The 21,316-nt window shown below is 32.7% G+C and carries 14 protein-coding genes; 10 read left to right on the top strand and 4 right to left on the bottom strand.

Annotated elements, in window-relative coordinates; genetic code table 11:
- Positions 1-89: 89 nt before the first annotated feature.
- The 7 genes from HYG85_RS24575 (at position 90) to HYG85_RS07580 (ending at position 13,426) form a co-directional block, all read left to right on the top strand.
- Positions 90-2,702 carry a glycosyl hydrolase family 18 protein gene (locus tag HYG85_RS24575; RefSeq protein WP_212692975.1) on the top strand — a complete coding sequence of 871 codons (2,613 nt, stop codon included), beginning with the start codon at positions 90-92 and terminating at the stop codon, positions 2,700-2,702.
- Between the two features lie 154 nt (positions 2,703-2,856).
- On the top strand, positions 2,857-4,653 hold the full coding sequence (locus HYG85_RS07605; RefSeq protein ID WP_212692974.1) for a sensor histidine kinase: 1,797 nt from the start codon (positions 2,857-2,859) through the stop codon (positions 4,651-4,653).
- Positions 4,646-6,220, top strand: coding sequence for a response regulator (locus HYG85_RS07600; protein WP_212692973.1), 1,575 nt, complete (start codon positions 4,646-4,648; stop codon positions 6,218-6,220). Before HYG85_RS07605 ends, HYG85_RS07600 begins: the two co-directional genes overlap by 8 nt.
- 216 nt (positions 6,221-6,436) lie before the next feature.
- Entirely contained in the window at positions 6,437-7,762 is a 1,326-nt protein-coding gene (locus HYG85_RS07595) for an ABC transporter substrate-binding protein (protein WP_212692972.1), read from the top strand.
- A gap of 140 nt (positions 7,763-7,902) precedes the next feature.
- Positions 7,903-8,775, top strand: a complete 873-nt coding sequence (locus tag HYG85_RS07590; protein WP_113672364.1) for a carbohydrate ABC transporter permease — start codon at positions 7,903-7,905, stop codon at positions 8,773-8,775.
- 5 nt (positions 8,776-8,780) lie between these two features.
- Positions 8,781-9,629, top strand: coding sequence for a carbohydrate ABC transporter permease (locus tag HYG85_RS07585; protein ID WP_212692971.1), 849 nt, complete (start codon positions 8,781-8,783; stop codon positions 9,627-9,629).
- Between the two features lie 38 nt (positions 9,630-9,667).
- Complete coding sequence (locus HYG85_RS07580) at positions 9,668-13,426, top strand: endo-alpha-N-acetylgalactosaminidase family protein (protein WP_212692970.1); 3,759 nt, start codon at positions 9,668-9,670, stop codon at positions 13,424-13,426.
- A gap of 49 nt (positions 13,427-13,475) precedes the next feature.
- Here HYG85_RS07580 and HYG85_RS07575 read toward each other — a convergent pair whose 3' ends face one another.
- Positions 13,476-14,585: a slipin family protein gene (locus HYG85_RS07575; protein ID WP_212692969.1), complete on the bottom strand. Its 1,110-nt coding sequence runs from the start codon at positions 14,583-14,585 to the stop codon at positions 13,476-13,478.
- 514 nt (positions 14,586-15,099) lie between these two features.
- Positions 15,100-16,335: an RtcB family protein gene (locus HYG85_RS07570; RefSeq protein ID WP_212693722.1), complete on the bottom strand. Its 1,236-nt coding sequence runs from the start codon at positions 16,333-16,335 to the stop codon at positions 15,100-15,102.
- A gap of 192 nt (positions 16,336-16,527) precedes the next feature.
- Here HYG85_RS07570 and HYG85_RS07565 point away from each other — a divergent pair, with 192 nt between their 5' ends.
- Complete coding sequence (locus HYG85_RS07565; protein ID WP_212692968.1) at positions 16,528-17,781, top strand: helix-turn-helix transcriptional regulator; 1,254 nt, start codon at positions 16,528-16,530, stop codon at positions 17,779-17,781.
- Between the two features lie 3 nt (positions 17,782-17,784).
- A complete protein-coding gene (locus HYG85_RS07560) occupies positions 17,785-18,762 on the top strand; it encodes a WYL domain-containing protein (protein WP_212692967.1) in 978 nt (325 codons plus the stop codon).
- Positions 18,763-18,805: 43 nt separating this feature from the next.
- Here the strand turns inward: HYG85_RS07560 and HYG85_RS07555 are convergent, their stop codons facing one another.
- Positions 18,806-19,114: a type II toxin-antitoxin system RelE/ParE family toxin gene (locus HYG85_RS07555; protein WP_212692966.1), complete on the bottom strand. Its 309-nt coding sequence runs from the start codon at positions 19,112-19,114 to the stop codon at positions 18,806-18,808.
- The gene (locus tag HYG85_RS07550; RefSeq protein WP_113672357.1) at positions 19,108-19,287 is read right to left on the bottom strand and encodes a hypothetical protein; all 180 of its coding nucleotides are present in this window, start codon (positions 19,285-19,287) and stop codon (positions 19,108-19,110) included. The genes HYG85_RS07555 and HYG85_RS07550 overlap by 7 nt, the downstream gene beginning before the upstream one ends.
- 192 nt (positions 19,288-19,479) lie before the next feature.
- Here HYG85_RS07550 and HYG85_RS07545 point away from each other — a divergent pair, with 192 nt between their 5' ends.
- Positions 19,480-21,000, top strand: coding sequence for a helix-turn-helix domain-containing protein (locus HYG85_RS07545; protein ID WP_212692965.1), 1,521 nt, complete (start codon positions 19,480-19,482; stop codon positions 20,998-21,000).
- Positions 21,001-21,316 lie beyond the last annotated feature (316 nt).

Genomic DNA, 21,316 nt, shown 5'->3' with positions numbered 1-21,316 from the left:
TATAATCATAGAGCAATAAGTTAACTAGAACTGACTAGATTGACACCTATAAGAGACAAAAGAAATAAAAAATAGGAGGAAGAATTAGCATGAAAAAATTTTACAATCTTATGACTCTAATTATTGCAGTTCTATTACTTTTTACAACTATTACATGTACTAGTACGCAGGCACAACAGATCGACGAATGGCAGGCTGGAGTAAGTTATAGTGTTGGGGACTTAGTAACTTATAATGGTACAGTTTATGAATGCAGACAGAATCATACTTCATTAGTAGGATGGGAGCCACCTAATGTTCAATCACTTTGGTTGGCAACCACAACACCAGGTCCAGGTCCAGGACCAGGACCTGGGCCAAATCCAAACCCGGGTCCGGGTCCATCAGATCTGGAAAGAGTAGTTGTTGGATATTGGCATAATTTTGATAATGGTTCGGGGGTTATAAGGCTTAAGGATGTAACTACAGATTTTAATGTAGTTAATGTAGCTTTTGCAGAACCAGCAGGTGATACATATACAATGGCGTTTTCACCTTTTAATGCAACAGATGCAGAATTCAAATCAGATATTCAAGAATTGAAGGCTAGAGGTACTAAGGTATTAATCTCCATAGGAGGAAGTAACGGAACAGTTGAGCTGCTTGATAACACAGCTAAACAAACATTTATATCTACTATGATTAATATCATTGAGACTTATGGCTTTGATGGTATGGATATCGATCTTGAGGGCAGTTCACTATCATTAGATGTTGGAGATACAGATTTTACTAATCCAACAACAACTAAGGTAGTTAACTTGATTGATGCAATAACAGCAATACGCAATCATTTTGGTAATGATTTTGTTCTGACTATGGCACCTGAAACAGTTTATGTCCAAGGTGGTTATAGTACATATGGAGGTTCTTGGGGAGCATATTTACCTGTTATCTATGCACTTAGAAGTGAGCTTGATTATATTCATGTACAGCATTATAATTCTGGTTCTATGGTGGGACTTGATGGTATGTCTTATACACAAGGAACTGCTGATTTTCAAGTAGCCATGGCAGAGATGTTATTGAATGGATTTCCTGTAGGTAATAATCCTAATAACGTTTTCCCAGCTCTACGGGAAGATCAGATAGCTATAGGTATACCTGCGTGCAGTAATGCGGCAGGGGGTGGCTATATTAATAATACTGAAATGAAAAAAGCCCTTGACTATATTGTAAAAGGTCAATCGTTCAATGGACAGTATCAGTTGCAAAAAGCAGAGGGATATCCTGACTTAAGAGGAATTATGACATGGTCAATCAATTGGGATGCTTATAATAATTATAATTTCTCGACATTCTATTCTAATTATTTTGGTGCTCTTGGAATCATTAATCCAACACCAACACCTCCACCAGCAGGTAAAAGGATAGTTGCCTATTATCCTGAATGGGGAGCTTATGCAGGACATAATCAATATGCACCATCTGATATCCCATGGGATAAAGTGACTCATATAAATTATGCATTTGCAGATATTAAAAATGGGGAGATAGCGTGTTTTGATGAATGGGCAGCCAAGGGTATTGCTTTTGGAGAACCTTGGGATTCACCTTATAAAGGATGTTTAGGTCAGTTCAAGAAATTGAAACAGCAACATCCTAATACTAATATCCTTATTTCAGTAGGAGGATGGTCAAGATCAGCAGAATTTCATAATGTTGCCGCTACACAGGCTTCAAGAGAAAAATTCGCTCTTAGTGTAGTAGACTTTTTAAGAGAATGGAACTTTGACGGTGTAGACATTGATTGGGAATATCCAACCTTCTACAGAGCAGGAGATACAGTTGATAATCCTAATGATCTAGGTACACCTTATGCGACTCCAGATGAGAAGCAGACCTTTACTTTGTTGCTACAACAGCTTAGGACCACTCTTGACCAAGCAGGTGCTGCTGATGGAAAATATTATTATGTAACTACTGCTGTAGGTTGCGGCAAAGATAAAATAGATCAGACAGAGCCTAATCTATACGCACAATATGTAGATTTTATCAATGTCATGACTTATGATATGCATGGTGCTTGGGAAGGTATAACAGGTCATCAGTCACCAATGTATTTTGATACTAATGCAGAAAATGCCTACAGGTCCTATTTCCAAACATTATATACTGACCCTGCAGAAGTAGAAGCCAATGTTGAATTAGCTAAGAAATACACAGTACATGAAGCAATGGAGTATCTAAAAACTTTTGGTATACCAGCTGATAAACTAGTTCTAGGCTCACCATTCTATTCAAGAGGATGGGCAAAAGTACAGAACAATGGACCAATAAGCACTTTGCCAGGATTGTATGCAACTTGTTCCGGTACTAATCATACAGGTACTTATGGGGCACATGGTATTTGGGATGGAGGAAGATACGCTGGTAATAATCCATACTATGATATAATAAGCAAAGAACAAGACAACTCTTTCCAAAAATATCGTGACCCAGTTTCAAAAGTTCCATATCTCTATAGTGAGTCAAAAGGAGAAATGTACACTTATGAGGATGCTATCTCCTTACAAGAAAAAATTGATTACGTAATTAATAATAACTACGGAGGTATTATATTCTGGGAACTAACAGGTGACTATGTTCCAGCTACTGGCACTAATAAAGGTGGAACGGGTGAATTGGTTAATCTACTTTATAATGGTTTACTAGGACCATAGAATATTGATAATTAATGGATGGTATCAAAATTGGTACCATTCTTTTTTTGTTTTGTTTGGTAAGTCTGTTGATGATTTTCTCCTTGACGTAAGCATTTTATTTTATGATATAATATAGTCTAAAGTATTACGTTTTAATACTAGGGGGATAATTATGGGAAAAAAAGCAGCTAAGAGACAGAGTATTACTACCAAGTATTTTTTGAATTTCATTATATTGATTATTATACCTGTATTATTAATAAGTTTCCTACTGAATATGGCGTATAAAAATATTTTTGTAAACCACTATTCGGAGATGGTCATGCAAACTATGGAACAGATGTCTATAAGAATACAGGACGAATTGAACAATATTTCCTTAAAAAGTGCTATGATAGGAAATGATTCAGAAATAATCAATCTAGTATCTAAGATGAATAAATCAGAAGCTGAGGGTTATCAGCGTTTAGACCTATCTAATCAAGTCAATTCTAAAATAAATTCACTGTTGAATTGCTCTGATGATATATATTCAGTCATTTTCTTTTATAAAGACGGTGGACATTACTATTTCAAAAGCCCTTTAATTCAAGACGATAAAACTTTGAGAAAAGAAGCTTGGTATAGGGAAACTATCGAGAACAAAGGTAGAATCATAATGCCAGAAAAAACAAAAGAACTAATCAGCACTGGGCTTAGCCAAAAACAATTATATTTTTCCATGAGTCCAGATATCTTAGGTGAACAGAATGAAGTTGAAGTGGTTTGCTTTGTTTTTATGCCCAAAAGTATAGATTCTATATATGCTAAGTATCAAAATCAAAGAATGGGGACAGGATTACTAATAAATAAAGATAATGATATCATTGTATCATCAGATAATAAAATCACAAAAGAAGATATTGAGAAATGTGGTCTCTTTGATAAAAATTATAAAAAGAGCAGTTATAATGATGTAGTGTTGAATAATAAGAAAAACATGATATATACTTATTTAACTAATAACGATAAATGGTTACTAGTCAATATAATTGATTATAATATGCTGACCAGTGAAATGAATCAGGTAATGATGTACTTTGTTTTAATCTATATAGTCATAATTATTCTATTCATTATTTTTGCAGCCTTTTTTATCAAAGACATAGTTACTCCAATTAAACAATTAATCAGTAAGATGAAAAGTGTTCAAAAGGGGAATTTTGATGAAAAGATTGTTGTAGAAGGTAGTTCGGAGATAGTTGAGATGGGTGAATCCTTCAATAATATGGTATCTGAGATAAATCAATTGATTATTGAAAGGGACCTCCAGGAAAAAGAAAAGAGCAAGGAAGAGATGAAAGCACTTCAGGCTCAGATTCAACCTCATTTCATATATAATACATTATCATCAATAAGACTCATGGCAATGGTGGCAAAAGTAGATGGTATAAAAAATATGACAGATGCCTTTATGAAGCTCCTTTCTGCCATATTTAAGCATAATGATTCCTTGATCAAGGTAAGAACGGAAATAGAATATCTTAATAATTATCTGTACATAATGAAAGTTCGATTTGATGAACTATTCACAGTTGAATATGACATCAGTGAAGAAATAGAATCTTTATATATGATTAAACTTACCCTACAACCTCTAATAGAAAATGCTATTCATCATGGAATCAGTAAAGTAGATAGAAAAGGTATAATAAAAGTTAGAGGTTATCTACAGGAAGAGTTCTTAATCTTTGAGATAGAAGATAATGGAGTAGGTATTGAAAAAGAAAGAATACATGACATAATCCATAGTCAAAAAAGTGAAGACAGAAAAAGTTTTAACCATATAGGTGTAAACAACGTGATGCGGAGAATAAAATTGAATCATGGGGAAGGCTATGGCATTACGATTGATAGTGAATATATGAAATACACAAAAGTTGCATTGATACTTCCAATAATACACGAAGGAGGAAAAAGTGATGTATAAAATTTTGCTTGTAGAGGATGAACCTATTTTCAGATTTGCTTTGAAAACCTTGATAGAATGGGAAAAGTACAACATTGATATGAGTTTGGAAGCAGCCAATGGAAAAAAAGCGTTGGATATTATTAGAGATAACATGGATATAGATGTCATCATAACAGACATTAATATGCCTGTTATGGATGGACTAAAACTCATAGAAGAAATAAATGAAATGTCTATAAATCCAGCAATCATAGTACTTAGTGCTTACGATGATTTCCATTTGGTTAGACAAGCTTTCAAGTACGGTGTAACTGATTATATACTCAAGAGGGAAATGGAACCTGAGCAAGTATTAGAATTAGTGCTGAATGTAATCAATAAGCATAATAAGGTTAAAAAAAGTCACAGCCAGGTCAAGAAAGACAAAAACAAGTTTCTTAAGAGCTTTTTATCTGACAGAGAAAATAATGATATAGAACAGGAGTTATATGATTATTCGATTAGGTTGGATAGCAGCAACTTGACTGTATTCTGTATTCTTGTTGACAACTTTAGGCAGATTGAAACTAGATATAAAGATAGTATCAAGGATTTTGAAAGAAGTGTGGTAAGGGCAATAGACCAAGTACTGAATAGACTAGAATTCGGAGAAGTACTTCCAATGTCCTCAGACGAATACATTATCATTCTATCAAATAAATCAAACAGCATGTCTAAGATAAATAATCAAATCAATGAAATTCTGGAAGGTATTAGGCATGTGCTTTTCAATGGAGTCAATATCAAGACTAGTATTGGAATAAGTGACATAAAAAGCGGATATGACCAGATACCATTTTCTTATACACAAGCAAAGAGAAATGCACAGTTAAGGTTCTTATTGGGAAAAGGAAAGAACATATTTCCAAAAGATTCTATATATGTAAAAGAAAGTAATAGACATAGTATTATTGGTGAAGAAAAAGAATTATTGAAAGCATTGGATAAGCTTAATAAAGAAGCTGCTTTTCAAGAATTAGAACGGATATATGGGATTATTAGTACATTCAGGATAAAGAAGATAAATGATATCCTTGCACCTTATATGGAATTGTTTTTCCTGATTTCCCAGTATATTAATGATATTGATACAGATTACAGCCTTCCTAATGAAAAGGTTGATTTTTATGAGCATATAAAAGCATATGAAACAGTTGATGAAGTAAATACATGGATAAAAAGTTTAGTAGAAGATATAATCAATTATCTACAAGAGGGTAGATATCTAGGAATAAGTTCATCCAGTAAAAAAGCAAAACAATTCATTGAAAACCACTATATGGAGAAGATTACATTCAAGAATGTATGTGAGCATGTTCACCTCAGTGAAGCATATTTCAGTAAAATATTCGCTAAAGACTTAAAGCTTACCTTTACAGAATATTTAACGAAAAAAAGAATAGAAGAAGCCAAGACATTATTATCAGATACAGATATGAAGATATATGAGATCTGTTATTCAGTAGGATATGCTAATGTTGAACACTTCAGCAGAACCTTCAAGAAAATAGTTGGTATGAGTCCAAAACAGTATAAAAAATCATAATTACATAATTAAGCACAAAAAAACATCAAGAAAAACAATAAATATCATGAAATCTATAAAAAGTTGTTAGCGTATAAAAAGATTTGTTGATAATTGCATAAAAGATATCATGAATAGCCTAGTATAAATCATTAAAAATGACCAATTAATATTGTAAGATATATATGAAATTACATATAGAGTAATTACTTATATAAACTCAAGGAGGGAATGAAAATGAAATCATTCAAAAGGCTAAGTGTTTTATTATGTATAACTTTATTGATAAGTATCATTGGGGTAGGATGCCAAAAAAAAGAAGATAACAATGGGGGTAAAGAAGTTTCTAATGATGTTCAAAAAGAAAACAACGAGGAAACCAATAAAAAACCTGTAACTCTGACTTTTGTACTATGGAATGAAGTTGGTTATGAATATCTTACAGGAATAAACAGCATTAGTGAGGCTTATAAAAAAGACCATCCTAATGTAACTATCAAAGTAGAGCAGATACAACCAACAGAATATGATAATACAATGAAAATAAGAAATTCAGCTAATCAATTACCAGATGTATTTTTGGTAAGAGCAAGTAACCTGTTAACCTATAAAGAGATAATGGTACCATTGAATGAGCTTGAAGCTACTAAAAGTAATAACGTAGCTCTTGATTATGCGTTAGATGGTAACGTTATAGGAATTCCACAAGGAGCATTCAATGAATTTGTTTACTATAGAAAAGACATTTTTGAAAAATATGACCTAGAAATTCCTAAAACTTGGGATGAATTCATAAGTACTGCCAATACAATCAAGGAGAAAGGTGAATATATTCCACTATTACTTGGTGGAAAGGATTCATGGACTACATACCCATTCAATGAATTTATGCCGCTATTACAAGCTAATGATGGGAAATATTGGAGTGATATGGCTTCAAAAGATGAACCATTCACCAAGGGTGAACCTTTCTATGAATCATACCTTAAGATAAAAGCACTTTATGATGCAAAAGTATGTGGAAACGACCCACTTGGATATGGTTGGGATCAACAAAAAGCTATGTTCCTAGCTGGTGAAGGAGCAATGTTAGCAGCTGGTCAATGGTTTGCTCAAGAATATGACACTATGGGTGGCAACAAAGATGAAGATCTTGGTATATTCGTTCTTCCTGTACGTGAATCAAAAGACGAACCATTAAATGTTATTACAACTGCTGAAGGTTTCATGGGTACTCCAAAGACAAGTAAGAACATTGAAGAAGCAAAAGAATTCATTAACTGGTTCTATATGAGTGATTACTATAAAGAATATGTGGATTACACACAACAATTATCTACTATGAAAGATGTAAGTGCAGACATACCTTTCTTCAACCAAGCTTTTGAAGGTGTTGATCTTGAATATGTAGTATATGATGCAGGAAATGAAGAATACAAGAAAATAGCTGACACCATAAGTTTTGATGTAAAAGGTATGGGTCAGGATATGTTGGCTGGAATAGATTTTGAAAAGATGATGAGTGACATGAACAAGAAGTGGAAAGATGCAAGAAATAAATAAGCTGCATATAACCTAGAGGGATTCTTTATTTTAATTATAATAACTAAGCTTTGAAAGAATTAATATCAACTTTCTTTCAAAGCTTTATTTGAAAAAACAATAATAGCTTTTTACCTTATATAGAGGGGATGGACAGTGTAATGTTAACTAATAGAAACAGACAAAAAAATATAATAATTGTAAGTTTCCTAGTTATTCCTACTATCCTATTGGCAGTGTTTGTCATATTTCCTTTGTTCAAACTTTTTCATCTGAGTTTTACGGATTGGGATGGTATGAGCAAGACAATTGGATATGTTGGAGTCAATAACTATGTAGATGTTGTTAAAGATAGTGATGTATGGGTTAGTTTAAGGAATAATGGTACTTATTTTGTGATTCATCTACTATTTATTCCTATTGAAATGTTTATTGCATTTCTATTAGATAAAAGAGTAAGATTCTCAAAAGGGTTCAAAGGAATAGTTTTCCTGCCATATATAATTAATGGTGTTGCAGTGGCATATATGTTTTCATTTCTTTACAGTTCTCAAGGGGGAGTTTTAAATTCAATCTTAGAATTATTTGGAGTCGCTCCTGTATCATGGATCAGTAATATGAAAACAGTCAATTTCTCACTGGCTGCGGTATCCATTTGGCGATTCTGTGGTATACACGTTATATTATTTTTAGCAGGTATTCAATCTATTCAGGGAGAGATGTTGGAGGCTGCTAAGGTTGATGGAGCTAATTCATTCCAATTGTTCACTAAGATAGTGATACCTAACATTAGAACAGTAATTGAGATTATACTATTCTTGAATGTAAGAGGTGCACTAATGATATTTGATATTCCGTTTGTAATGACAAGTGGGGGACCAGGAAAATCAAGTACAACTTTTACTCTGTATACAATACAGCAAGCATTCACTTACAGCCATTTCGGTAAAGCATCGGCTATGGCAGTTGTTTTACTGGTGATGATAGTTATATTGAGTGTTATACAGAAAAAGGTAATATCAGAGAAGAGGTGAATTGGATGAAAAGGAAAAATAAATATAAATTTAAAAGAAACTTAGTTGAAGTGTTGAAAATAATGTTTTTCTTAGGAATAACTATAGTTGTATTTCTTCCTATTATGGTTACTGTTTTTGCTTCTTTCAAAACTCAATTTCAGATTGGTTCAGAATTTCCTTTGAAACCTCCTACACAATTTTTCTTGGATAATTTCAAGTTTGTATTTGAGAAAGGGAATGTACTTACAGGACTTAAGAATTCACTTATCCTAGTAACTGTTTCAGTAGTGGTAAATGCAGTATTATCAACTATGATTGCTTATATATTAAGCCGTTTTGATTTTAAGCTCAAAAAAATGTACTTTTTAATATTTTTGATGGGTATGCTTGTACCAAGTTTCGTTACAGAGATAGCAAGGTTTGGAGTAATATCCAAAGTAGGCTTGTATAATACTCTGTTAGCACCAATAGTAATATATATTGGAACGGATTTGATGCAGATATACATCTATATGCAGTTCATGAATCAAATACCTATGAGTATTGATGAGAGTGCTATGATTGATGGAGCTTCATATTTCACCATATATAGGAAAGTCATATTTCCAATGGTTATTCCAGCAACTGCCACTTTGGGGATACTCAAGGCAGTTGAAGTAATGAATGATATGTATATTCCTTATTTGTATATGCCATCAGAAAGCAAACGTACATTGACAACCATGTTAATGAGTTTTGCAAGTCAGAGAAGCGGAGCATGGCCTCAATTAAGTGCCGCAGTAATAATAGTAATGATACCAACGGTTACTTTATATATTGTTTTCCAGAAATACATATTTGATGGTATTGTCGCTGGAGCAGTAAAAGAATAGGGAGTTAATATAAATCTATTTCAAGGAGGAGAAGGTATATGAAAAGAAAAAGAATAAGAGGAACAAAGGTATTGGTACTATCTTTTGTACTCATGTTTTTACAGGTTTTTGGAGTTTTTATGCCCGTATCAGCTAAAGAGGTTACCAATGGGGAAGAACAACAAGAACTCACTGCATCTGGGGTTGCAGATACCATGGATAGTAATATGACAACTATCAGTTCTAATCAAATGACTGTCATTATAGATAAGAATTTCCCAAGAGTGGAAAAATATCAAATGGCTTCAGGAGAAGTAATGTATGGTCAAGAGAGTTCGTTGGATAGCATCAAAATAAATGGAGTGAATTACAAACCTCAAGTTGATTTTTTGAAATTAAATGATAATCAAGCTGAATATACACTTAACATCACTGATATAGATGTGGTTATAACAATCAGGATGGAAGTAGTAGATAATAAACTACTTTTTGATGTTATTGGTATTTTGGAAAATGGAAATACCTTAGTAAAGAATATTGAAATACCTAATCACAGCTTATTAGCAGCACATAGCAATCAAGAAGGTGCAGCTTTTGCAGGGACACGCATGTATAATGCAGTAAGTGGCAGTGGTGACGTTTTTACATCTGTAGAGAACACTGTAGCTGTAGATAATCAACCGCTTAACTATATGTATGCAATTATTAATACTAACCAGTTAGCAGGAACTATATGGACTAATGCATTACCTGATTATAGCAGTGATAGAGATAATGAACGAATCAAGAAGCAGACTGTAGGAAAAACAGGTTATTACAGTACAGGAATCTGGAGTGCTTCTTGGTTATACAGACCAGACAAAATTGATGAAGTAGAGCCATTACCAAGTGTAAAAGTGATTATTACTGGTAATGCCAATGATGATGACTGTGTTGATTGGCAGGATGGAGCAGTTGTATTTCGTGAAATAATGAACAATCCAAAGTTCAGTGAAAAAGTACCAGATTTATTGATACACAGGATACCATTTAATTTTGCAAGTCAAGCAACCAATCCATTCCTAAAAACTCTAGACGAAACAAAAAGACTATATCTGGCTACTGATGGACTTGGACAGTTTGTAGAGCTTAAGGGCTATCAATCAGAAGGACATGATTCAGCACATCCAGATTATGCAGGACATATTGGTATTCGCCAAGGTGGAGCTTGTGATATGAATACATTGATTGATGAAGGACATAAGTATAATGGATTTTTCGGTGTTCATATTTCTGCAACAGGTGCTCACCCTGAGGCTTATGCATTTGACAATGAATTAGTTAACATAAATAAACCAGGTTGGGATTGGCTGGATCCATCATATGATTTTGATAAACCAACAATGAGAAGAGAAGCTACTACCAATAACAGATTGAATAGATTTAGAGCGTTGAAAGAAGAAGTGCCAAACCTTGACTTTATTTACGCTGATGCTTGGTTTGAGAATGGATGGAATGGAAGAAGGCTAGCTAGAGAGATTAATTCACTAGGATGGGCTATGACTACCGAATTTCCTAATACATTAGAAGAAGATTCTATCTGGTATCATTGGGCTGTAGATTATAATTACGGCGGACAGGATATGAAAGGCTTCAACAGTAAAATAGCCAGATTCATACGTAATCACCAAAAAGATACGTGGATTGCACGTAATGAGCTTCTTGGTGGATCAGAAGTAACTGACTACGAAGGATGGCAGGGAAGCAAGAATTTTGACAATGCTATAAAAGTTGTATTCGAGGTTAATATGCCAACGAAATATCTACAGCATTTTCCTATAATAGAATGGGAATCAGATACTATCAATTTTACAGACAATGTAAGTGTAAGTAATAAGACAGGATCAAAAATCATTACAAAAGACGGTATCAAGGTTCTTGAAGGAAGTAAATATCTATTACCATGGGACCCATCTACAGAAGAAAAATTATATCACTATAATAAAAATGGTGGTACCAGTACATGGAAACTGCCTTTAAGCTATGAAGGGCTTGATACAGTCAAGTTATACAAACTGACTGACCAAGGTAGAGAATTCATTGAGGATATTCAAGTTATTCAGGGACAAATAACTATTAATGCAAATCCAGCTACACCATATGTAGTGTATAAGCAAGATGCACAAGTACATGAAGCTGTTGATTTTGGGCAAGGAACACTTATTAAAGACCCTGGATTCAATAATGGTAATTTAGATGATTATACAGTAACTGGAGAAGGAGTGTCAGTGAAACGTAATGATTCCTCACAATATGAATTAGTAATTGAAAATGGTAGTGGTGCAACTATAAGCCAAGAAATTACTGGTTTATCAGAGGGAACATATGCGGCTTCAGTATATGTAGAAGTAAAAGGCAATAGACGTGCATCTATTTGTGTGATGACCAGTGATGGAAATGATGTTTCCAACTACACAGATAATTCCATAGCTAATAACTATATCTTGGCTGATTCAAAGAACAATACCAAAATGCAGAGAATGAGAGTATTGTTTGACGTTCCATCAGGTAGTGACTCAGCTACTATATATCTAAAAACAGAAGCAGGTACAGCTACAGTCATATTTGATGATTTACGTGTTGTTAAGACAAAAAGAGTTGCTAAAGGAGAAGATGTGTATTTTGCAGAGGATTTTGAGAATATAGTTCAAGGGATATATCCATTTGTTAAAGGTTCTGCTGGTGGCGTCAATGACCCAAGAACCCATCTATCTGAACTTCATGCTCCATATACTCAAAAAGGCTGGAACCAAAAAGAGATAGATGATGTAATTAACGGTAACTGGTCACTGAAAGCACACAAGGAATCAGCAGGACTTGTTTATCAGACTATACCTCAAAATCTAAGATTTGCTGAAGGTCAATGTTATGAAGTGACTTTTGTATATGAAACTAATGCTGATGGTGCTTACGAATTTGTTATTGGAGACGGGGAGACACAAATATATACTAAGCCTATAAAATTTGCTGATGAACCTACACAATTTACAAAATCATTCCAAGCATCTAATTCAGGAGATAGCTTTATAGGTATAAAATGTGTTAATGGAAATTCAAGTGATTTTGTCCTTGATGATCTTGTTATAAAAGAAATTGAATATCTGCCATCTGAGCCAACTGAGATAACTCCAGTGGACTTAAGTAAAGTATCACAATCCAATATGACTGCCACAGCAACAAGTCAAGAGACTTGGGACCCTGCCTCAAATGCTATTGATGGGGACAAAGGAACTCTATGGCATACAAAATGGGATTTATCAGATTCACTACCTCAATCAATTACACTAAACCTTAACGATACTTATAGGATTAATAAGGTAGAGATGCAACCAAGGACTAGTCAATATAACGGAATAATATCCAAGTACAGACTTTATGTATCTAATGATGGAATTGATTATAGAAAAATAGGAGAAGGAAATTGGGATGTTAATTATGATGCAAAAACAATTAATTTCAATGAAACAGAAGCTAAGTATGTAAAACTTGAAGCCATTGAAGGTTATGGTGGATGGGCAAGTGTTGCTGAACTATATGTATACAGGAATGAAGTTTCCATAGTAGAAACTGCACCTATAGAAGTAGCAACTAGAGTAGGCTATGCACCAACACTTCCAGTGGAATTACCTACTAGATTAAGTGATGATTCTATCATGGATTTACCTATAGCATGGGACGGTATTGATAGAGATAACTATATGAAGGAAGGAACTTTCATTGTAGAAGGTCATGTCAATGGAAGTGAAATCATAGTTACTGCTACAATAACAGTAAAATAATATATCAATTATATTAAAATAAGAGCAGGGGGCTAGCCCCCTGCGATTTTTAAAAGAGTTCATTCAATCTTTCTAAAACATTACCTCCACCATTAAGTGAAATGCTGCCAACTCTTTCACATATTTTTTCAATATGCTCCAGTTCCTTGAGTTTGTAGAGAGTCTTATTCTCATCCATCAGTTTTGCAGTGTTCAATAAGCTTCTTGTGGATGCTATTTCCTCTCTTCTTGTTATAACATTGGCTTGAGCTTTTTTCTCAGCTATTAGAACAGTATTAAGTATATCTTTTATTTCACCTGGCAGAATTACATCTTTTATGCCTGCATATATGAATTCAATACCCATTTCGGATTCTTTTTCTTTTAATCTTGAAAGTACATAATCAGCAACTTCTTGTTTCATTTTCAATAGGTCATCCAGTTTTATTGCGCCTAAATACTCACGTAATATAAGCTGTATCAATATATATATTTGATTTACATAATGTTTTATATCAAGAGTGACTTTTAGAACATCTGTAACCTTGTATTGACAGAAGAAGTTTAGTCTAAGAGTCACTTTATCAGCTGTCATGATTTCTTGTCCAGTCATATCTAATTGTGATTGTCTCATATCTATTTTATCTGCCGTAACATCAACATATTTCGTCCAATAAAAATATCTTCCAGCATCAAGAATCTTGACGAAATTATTGTTATAGAAAAGTACGGCTTTTTCATATGGTTGTACATGTATCTCAACATATTTGTCTCTTAGTCTAGGATGAAAGATATTCTTACTATTGAAGATGTTTTTTTCTATGTATTCATCTATTTCAGGTTTAGTCATATCTATTATCTTGAAATCATTTTTCTTATGTATATTCCAAAAGGCATATTTACCTGTTTCATATATGTCTGATAATTTTCCATCTATGTAATGTAAAACTAATTGGTTGTCTTTAACATCTATAATATCTAGTTCACTTAATAACTTATCATCATCTGCTAATATATCTAGATCGAACTTTACGTTAAAACGTTGTTTAGTTACATCTAAAATAACAACTTTATATGTTAGAAAGGATAGAAATGAATATTTTCCTGGTTCAAGGGATTTGATATAATCTCCATTCTGGAATAAAAGTCCTCTTTCAGTTTTTTTGATATAATATTTCATCTTAAAATCTCCTTTCAGATATTTCTTGGTTAATAAGTCCGATTCCTGCAAATCAAGTGCGGGATTACTGTTAAGTAAAGACTATAGTATATCGGGGATATAATGAGGTACATGATGTTAGACTAAGATGAATTTCATTATACCTTGGATATATTCTAATCCAAACGGTATCCCAGTGATCTCAAAGCACTTGATTTGTTGCAATTGAAAACCGTTATAAATAATCTCAATAATCAAGATTCTTATATTAGTTCTCTTGTGCAGGGGAATCAGATTAAATAGGTAATATATTTGGGCAACTAAAAAGGTTGCATAATCTTGGGGATTTGAACCCCGAACATTTTTGATGTTCTGACCATTTAGTGCTCTAACTTGAGCATAATTGAGGTACTTAACCTCTTTTATCCGTATTACTTCGGCATACCTTAAGAGAACTCTTAGGCACCGCAAGACATTAAAAGTCTTAGCATAGAAGAAAATACAATTTATAATTAAGGAAGAAGACTTCCAATAATTAACCTTTTACTACACCAATAGTTTTAAGCTTTTTAATTGGTTCTATCAAATCAAGTTCATTATTAATTACAGTATCTATATCTTTATAAGCGAACTTTGATTCTTCAGGTATATCTTTCTTGGATCTTTTACCAATTATTACTTCGCTTGCTTTCAAGTCGTTGATTACTTCGTCAACGCCAAAAGTTTCCATTGCTTTCTTTCTGGACATCAATCGTCCAGCACCATGAGAACAAGAATGAAAGCTTTCAGGATTACCTTTGCCTTTTACAATATAACTATATGAGCCCATTGCACCTGGAATAATGCCAAGTTCATCTTCTCTTGCACGTATGGCACCTTTTCTATGTACCCATACATTCCTACCATAATGATGTTCAATGGCAGCATAGTTATGATGACAGTTAATCAAATCAGTATAATCAGTATTGAAATCACAATGTTTCTTAACCCATTTGTTTACTATATTAATGACATTATCAAGCATCTGACTTCTGTTTTCACTAGCAAAACCTAAAGCTAGATTCATCCAATTGATATAATCTTGACCTTCTTTGGTATTTACAGGCAGAAATGCTAATCTATATTCATCAGGTACAGAAGAGAACCATCTAGTGTTCAATTCTCTTGCTAACTTATGGTAATAATTACATATCTTATAACCAAAATGACGACTGCCAGAATGAAGCATTATACATACCAATCCTTGTTCATCCTCTTGTAGTTCAATAAAATGATTACCACCACCAAGAGTACCTATTTGATAATATCCAGCTTCAATCTCTGGAATCAGCTCTTTTGCATCTTGATATATATCAAGGTTCTTAATAGCATCATCTAATGTCTTACATTCTTGTCTACTGTTATGATGGGAAAAACCAACAGGTATATTTCTAAGAATATCACCGATGATACCTTGAAGTAATGTACCATTAGGTGTTTTGGTATCTTTTAATAATCTTACAGGGATATTAGTTTGTATAAAAGCCATACCGCAACCAATATCAACTCCCACAGCATTAGGTATTATCACATTATCAGCGGCTATTACTCCACCTATGGGCATTCCTTTTCCAGTATGCGTATCAGGCATTAGGCAAACCCATTTATGTAAAAAAGGCAGATTAGATAAATTCGTAGCTTGTGCCAAACATTCATCTTCAATTTTGCTTCTATCTTCAACCCATATTTTTATAGGTATTCTATTTTTTTCTTTCTCATAAATTACAAACATTTTTTTCACGTCCTTATCAATTATGTATATCTCATCCTCATGAACCATATGTTACCACCCAGCTGAGTATTTATCATTAAAAAAAAGTTGCGAACTTAAAATTGACATGACTTTTCTGTAATGATACTATTTTATAGGACAGAAGTTTATTACTATGCAGATAGTGATTTCATAAGAATGAAGGTGATATATATGGCTGGGTTCAACGAGTTAATAAAGAATTATGAAAAGATAAGAGATTATCTAAGGGATTTTCACATTTATGGTTATAAATGTCGTAATGACTTTGGTTCAAGAAGTGGCAGAAGTTATGATAATGAGAGAAGAAGGATAGAAAATTATTTATCAGGTTATATTGGACATGATAATTCAGTTAGAGGTAAAAAATTATTTATAACAGCTGATACAGTTGACCTAGAAGAAAACCCTCTTTTTATAACTTGGATGACAAAGACATTTACTAAGAATGATATAATGTTGCATTTTATTATATTGGATATTTTAAGTATAGATGAAGGTTTGACATTAAATGAAATTACGGATATTATAGTTAACGATTATTTAAGTATATTTGAAGATATCAAGATACCCGATAATATGACTATTAGAAATAAGCTGAAAGAGCTTACAGGAATAGGGTTTTTACATAGTATTAAAAAAGGCAGGACATTACAATACCATATTAATAGACAAGGAATTGATTCATTATCAAAAGATACTATTGATAAACTACTTCACATCTGTGGTTATTATCAAAATGTATTTCCAGTTGGAGTTCTAGGGAATTTTATTCGTCAGAGAGTAGATAATTCTATTGTAAACAAACCTCTATTTTCATTTCGTCATATTTATTTAGCTCATACACTAGATGATGAAATTTTACTTAATATCCTAATGGCTATTAGAGAACATAGAAATATTGAGTTCGTAAGTACCTATAGAAGAAATAGCAATATAAAGGTAAAGGTCCTACCGTTAAAAATATTAGATAATGTCAGTAGCGGTAGAAGGTATCTAGCTGCTTATAACAATAAATATAAGCGTTATGGAACATACAGAATCGATAATATAAAAGAAGTAGTAATTGAAGATATAGATGATAGCTATGATTCACATGTAGAAAATCTATCTGAGCGTTCAGAAAAAAGCTGGGGTGTTACTATATTCAATGGGAAAAAACTTGAAAAATTAGAGGTAACATTGATTATAGCTGATGATGAAGGATACATATTAAAAAGACTTCATAGAGAAGGTAGACATGGTACTATCGAGAAGATAAGTGAAAATACATATCTCTATTCAATTGAAGTCAACGATGTCAATGAAATGGTGCCTTGGCTAAGAACATTAATAGGAAGAATGATATCTTTTAGATGTTCTAATGAAATTGTAGAAAAAAGATTCTTAAGAGATATTGATGCCATGTATGAAATGTATGGGGGTTAGGGAATGAGTCTGTTTAGTGAAGTATACGGAAAATATTATAGATTGATAAGTGAAATATTGAATAAAGCTCAGGATAAAACCGTTTCAGTGGAGTATATTTACGATTTGATAAGGAACCAAGGTTTTGGAGATACTTTACTGACTCTAGCTCCTAGAATTATAAACGATGATGAAGATAGTTATAACTTGTTAAGCAAGAATGAAGAGGGTTACCAATCTATACTAGATAAGGAACCATCAGTTTTATTGACAACACTGGAGTTAAGATGGATAAAAACTTTATTGATGGATAAGAGAATACAGTTGTTTTTAGATGAAGAAGAATTAGATGTATTAAAGGAACAATTAGCAGATGTAGAAGAATTGTTTGACCAAGATACAATAATCTACATAGGTCAAGCAAAAGATGGAGACCCTTATGATAATATTGATTACATTAATAATTTTAGAAAGTTATTATATGCAGTTAATAATAAGAAATGTCTTAACATAACTTACTTGAATGCAGAAGGTGTAAGAAGAAGTGCAAGTTACGCAGGATACAGAATAGAATACTCACCAAAAGATGATAAATTTCGTCTGAACGCAGTTTTAATCAATAGAGGCAAGATAGTATATCATAGCAAGATCAATGTGGCAAGGATAGTAAAAGCAGAGATTATCGAACCAGCCAAGTATCCATCGGGTATATCTGAGTACATATCCAATCACAAAATGCCAGAACCAATAGAAATCATTTTAAACAATGAAAGAAATGGCTTTGAACGAGTATTCGTCCATCTTTCCAACTATGAAAGAAATTCAGAATATGACGAAGAAACAAATACATGCAGAGTTAAAATATATTATTATGACTTTGACGAATCAGAATTATTAATACAACTGTTATCATACGGACCAATCCTAAAAGTGGTAGGACCAGAAGGATTTAAACAGAAAGTAGTAGATAGGATTAATAGGCAGAAAAGATTATTTAATTAAATTATATTTAAAAATAGAAAAGTAGTTTTTCATATTATAAAAACTACTTTTCTATAGTATCAGTATCATCATTTAACTTCAAATTTCTTTTGGTATGAACTATAGCTAATATTTCAACATTATTATTTGAAACTATTTGATATATCATACGATAAGAATATACATATATTTCTCTGATTAAAGGATTATTAAATTCATTTACTTCTTTCCCAATAGATGGAAAATTGTTCAGATTATCTGACTTATAAATGATATCATTAATTACTTTTTTAGCATAAAATTCTGAGTTGGTAGAAATATAATTATAAATCTGTCGCAAGTCAAGTTTAGCTGAATTGGACCATTTTACCATGTTTCTATTTCCTCTCTAAGTTCGTCATTTGTTATAAAATTGCCATTTTTAATATCTTCTTGCCCTTTTTTTACTTTATCTAATACATATAATTTATACATGATATCATCTATAGATACATCATCTGGGAGTTTTGTAATAATATTTATAACTTCTTTTTTTATGGTATTCATATTTTCACCTCCATTATGATTATTTTTATTATACACTAATTTTAATAATTTTACTATTCATAAAATGTAGTAGTTATTAAGGTAAATTAATTATTAATATAATATATAAGGTCAAAAATGTCGAGTATTACTATATATTTAATGATATAATAAATTTACTTCCGGAAGAATTAATATAGAGGAGATAAAAATATGGATTATTCTTTTTTTATATGGTCAATAGCAACATACATTGAAGCAAGACTCAAAGAGGAGATAGATTACTCTCGTCTAGAGAGGACTATAGGGTTTTCATACCGTCATATAAGAGAAACGTTCAAAGAATGTACAAATATATCCTTATCCAGGTATATTCTTACGAGACGAATTGCTAACGCAGCATTTGAAATCATTCATACCAACAAAAGCCTTCTAGATATATCTGGTGAATATACTTTCAATAATTATGATACTTTTACCAGAGCCTTCAAAAGATATACTAAAAAAACTCCATCTGAATTCAGAACAAAAGGCTGTAAGGTAGGAAGATACAGATTTCTCATGGGTATGTTTGCTCCTGTCATATTAGAAGAGAATGAAGATATACTTTTATCGAATTCAATTCTGGAGGTTGAAAATATAATGAAGAATCGTGAAAAGACTGACAATAGTTGTATATTATTTGGGGTTCCAAAGGTAGCCTATTCATTCGAAGAATGCACACCTTTTCCTACAGCATTAAAAGCATGTCTTAACTATATGGGGCAAGAAATAGACTATTATTATATAATGGCTACATCGGGAGCGGCATTTCGATTAAGATGGAATATCAATTGTTGGGATGGCGGAAATGTAGACATCATGAATATATATCAAGATAAATATGAAGCTTTCAAAAGAGCATTTAAGGCAGCTGGCAGAACCTATAAAATACTTAAAAGAGAAAAAGCAAGTAAAGAAGACTTTATTGAATTTATAAAATCTGAAATAGATGAGGGTAGACCTGTTATCGCCCTAGGTATCATAGGACCACCAGAAGCTTGTCTTATAACAGGCTACCAAAACAACGGTGAAACATTACTAGGATGGAACTGTTTCCAAGAAAACAGGGAATTCAGAAAAGATATAAAGATTCACGAATCAGGATATTTCATATGTAATACTTGGTGGGAAAATCCAGCCACAATAGCAGTCATGGCTGTTGGTGAAGAACAAAACCAACCAATGGATGCAAAAGATATAATAGAAGATGCTATCAAAATAATGACCACAGAAAAGATATGCTATGATAGTACTGACAGCAATATAAAAATTGAGTATGCAGGAGGTCAATCTGCTTACGATGCATGGGCTAATGCTATATCAGACGAAAAAGAATTTCCTAAGGATGCTATATTACCATTATTGTTTGAACGTATAATGTGTCAAGGTGATGCACAAGTAATGGTTGGTGAAGGAAGATCATATGCGGCTTGTTATATAAGCTGGGTGGGCAACAACAATGAAATTATAGCTGATGAATGCCAACAGGCAGCAAAACTGTTTAAAGAAGAAGCACAATGCGCCTTCAAAATGAACGAAGTCAAAGGCGGCTTCATGCAAGACGAACAAGCAACAAGAACATTCGCCAAGCCAGACGTAAGAAAACAAATAGTACCTTTAATTAATAAAGCTAAAGAATACGATGCAAAAGCTTGTACAATATTAAAACAGATATTAACTAAAATCAAGTAAAATATTATGTCAACTAAAAAATCCTAATTTATCACTTATCATGCGGTAAATTAGGATTTTTTTACATAGCCAAGAGTAATTCCATATAGAAGAAAAAGTGTTTTGTGATAACATTGAAGATTACTTATTAGTAAAATAGTATGTGTATATGTGGAGTAATGAGGCATGGACGCCGAATCCAGCAATTTGCTCAGGACGAGCAATTTGCTGGCGTAACATATACACATACTATTTTGCGAAAACCAAGTCCGAACAAAACATTTTTTCTGACTTATCTGCAATATATTATTACCGCAGTTTTCTTTGATTTTCTTTC

The organism is Vallitalea guaymasensis, from assembly GCF_018141425.1.
In the GTDB taxonomy this organism is placed as follows: Bacteria; Bacillota; Clostridia; order Lachnospirales; family Vallitaleaceae; genus Vallitalea; species Vallitalea guaymasensis.
Note: the sequence above shows the minus strand (reverse complement) of the source record. Positions and strands in the feature narration are given on the sequence as shown.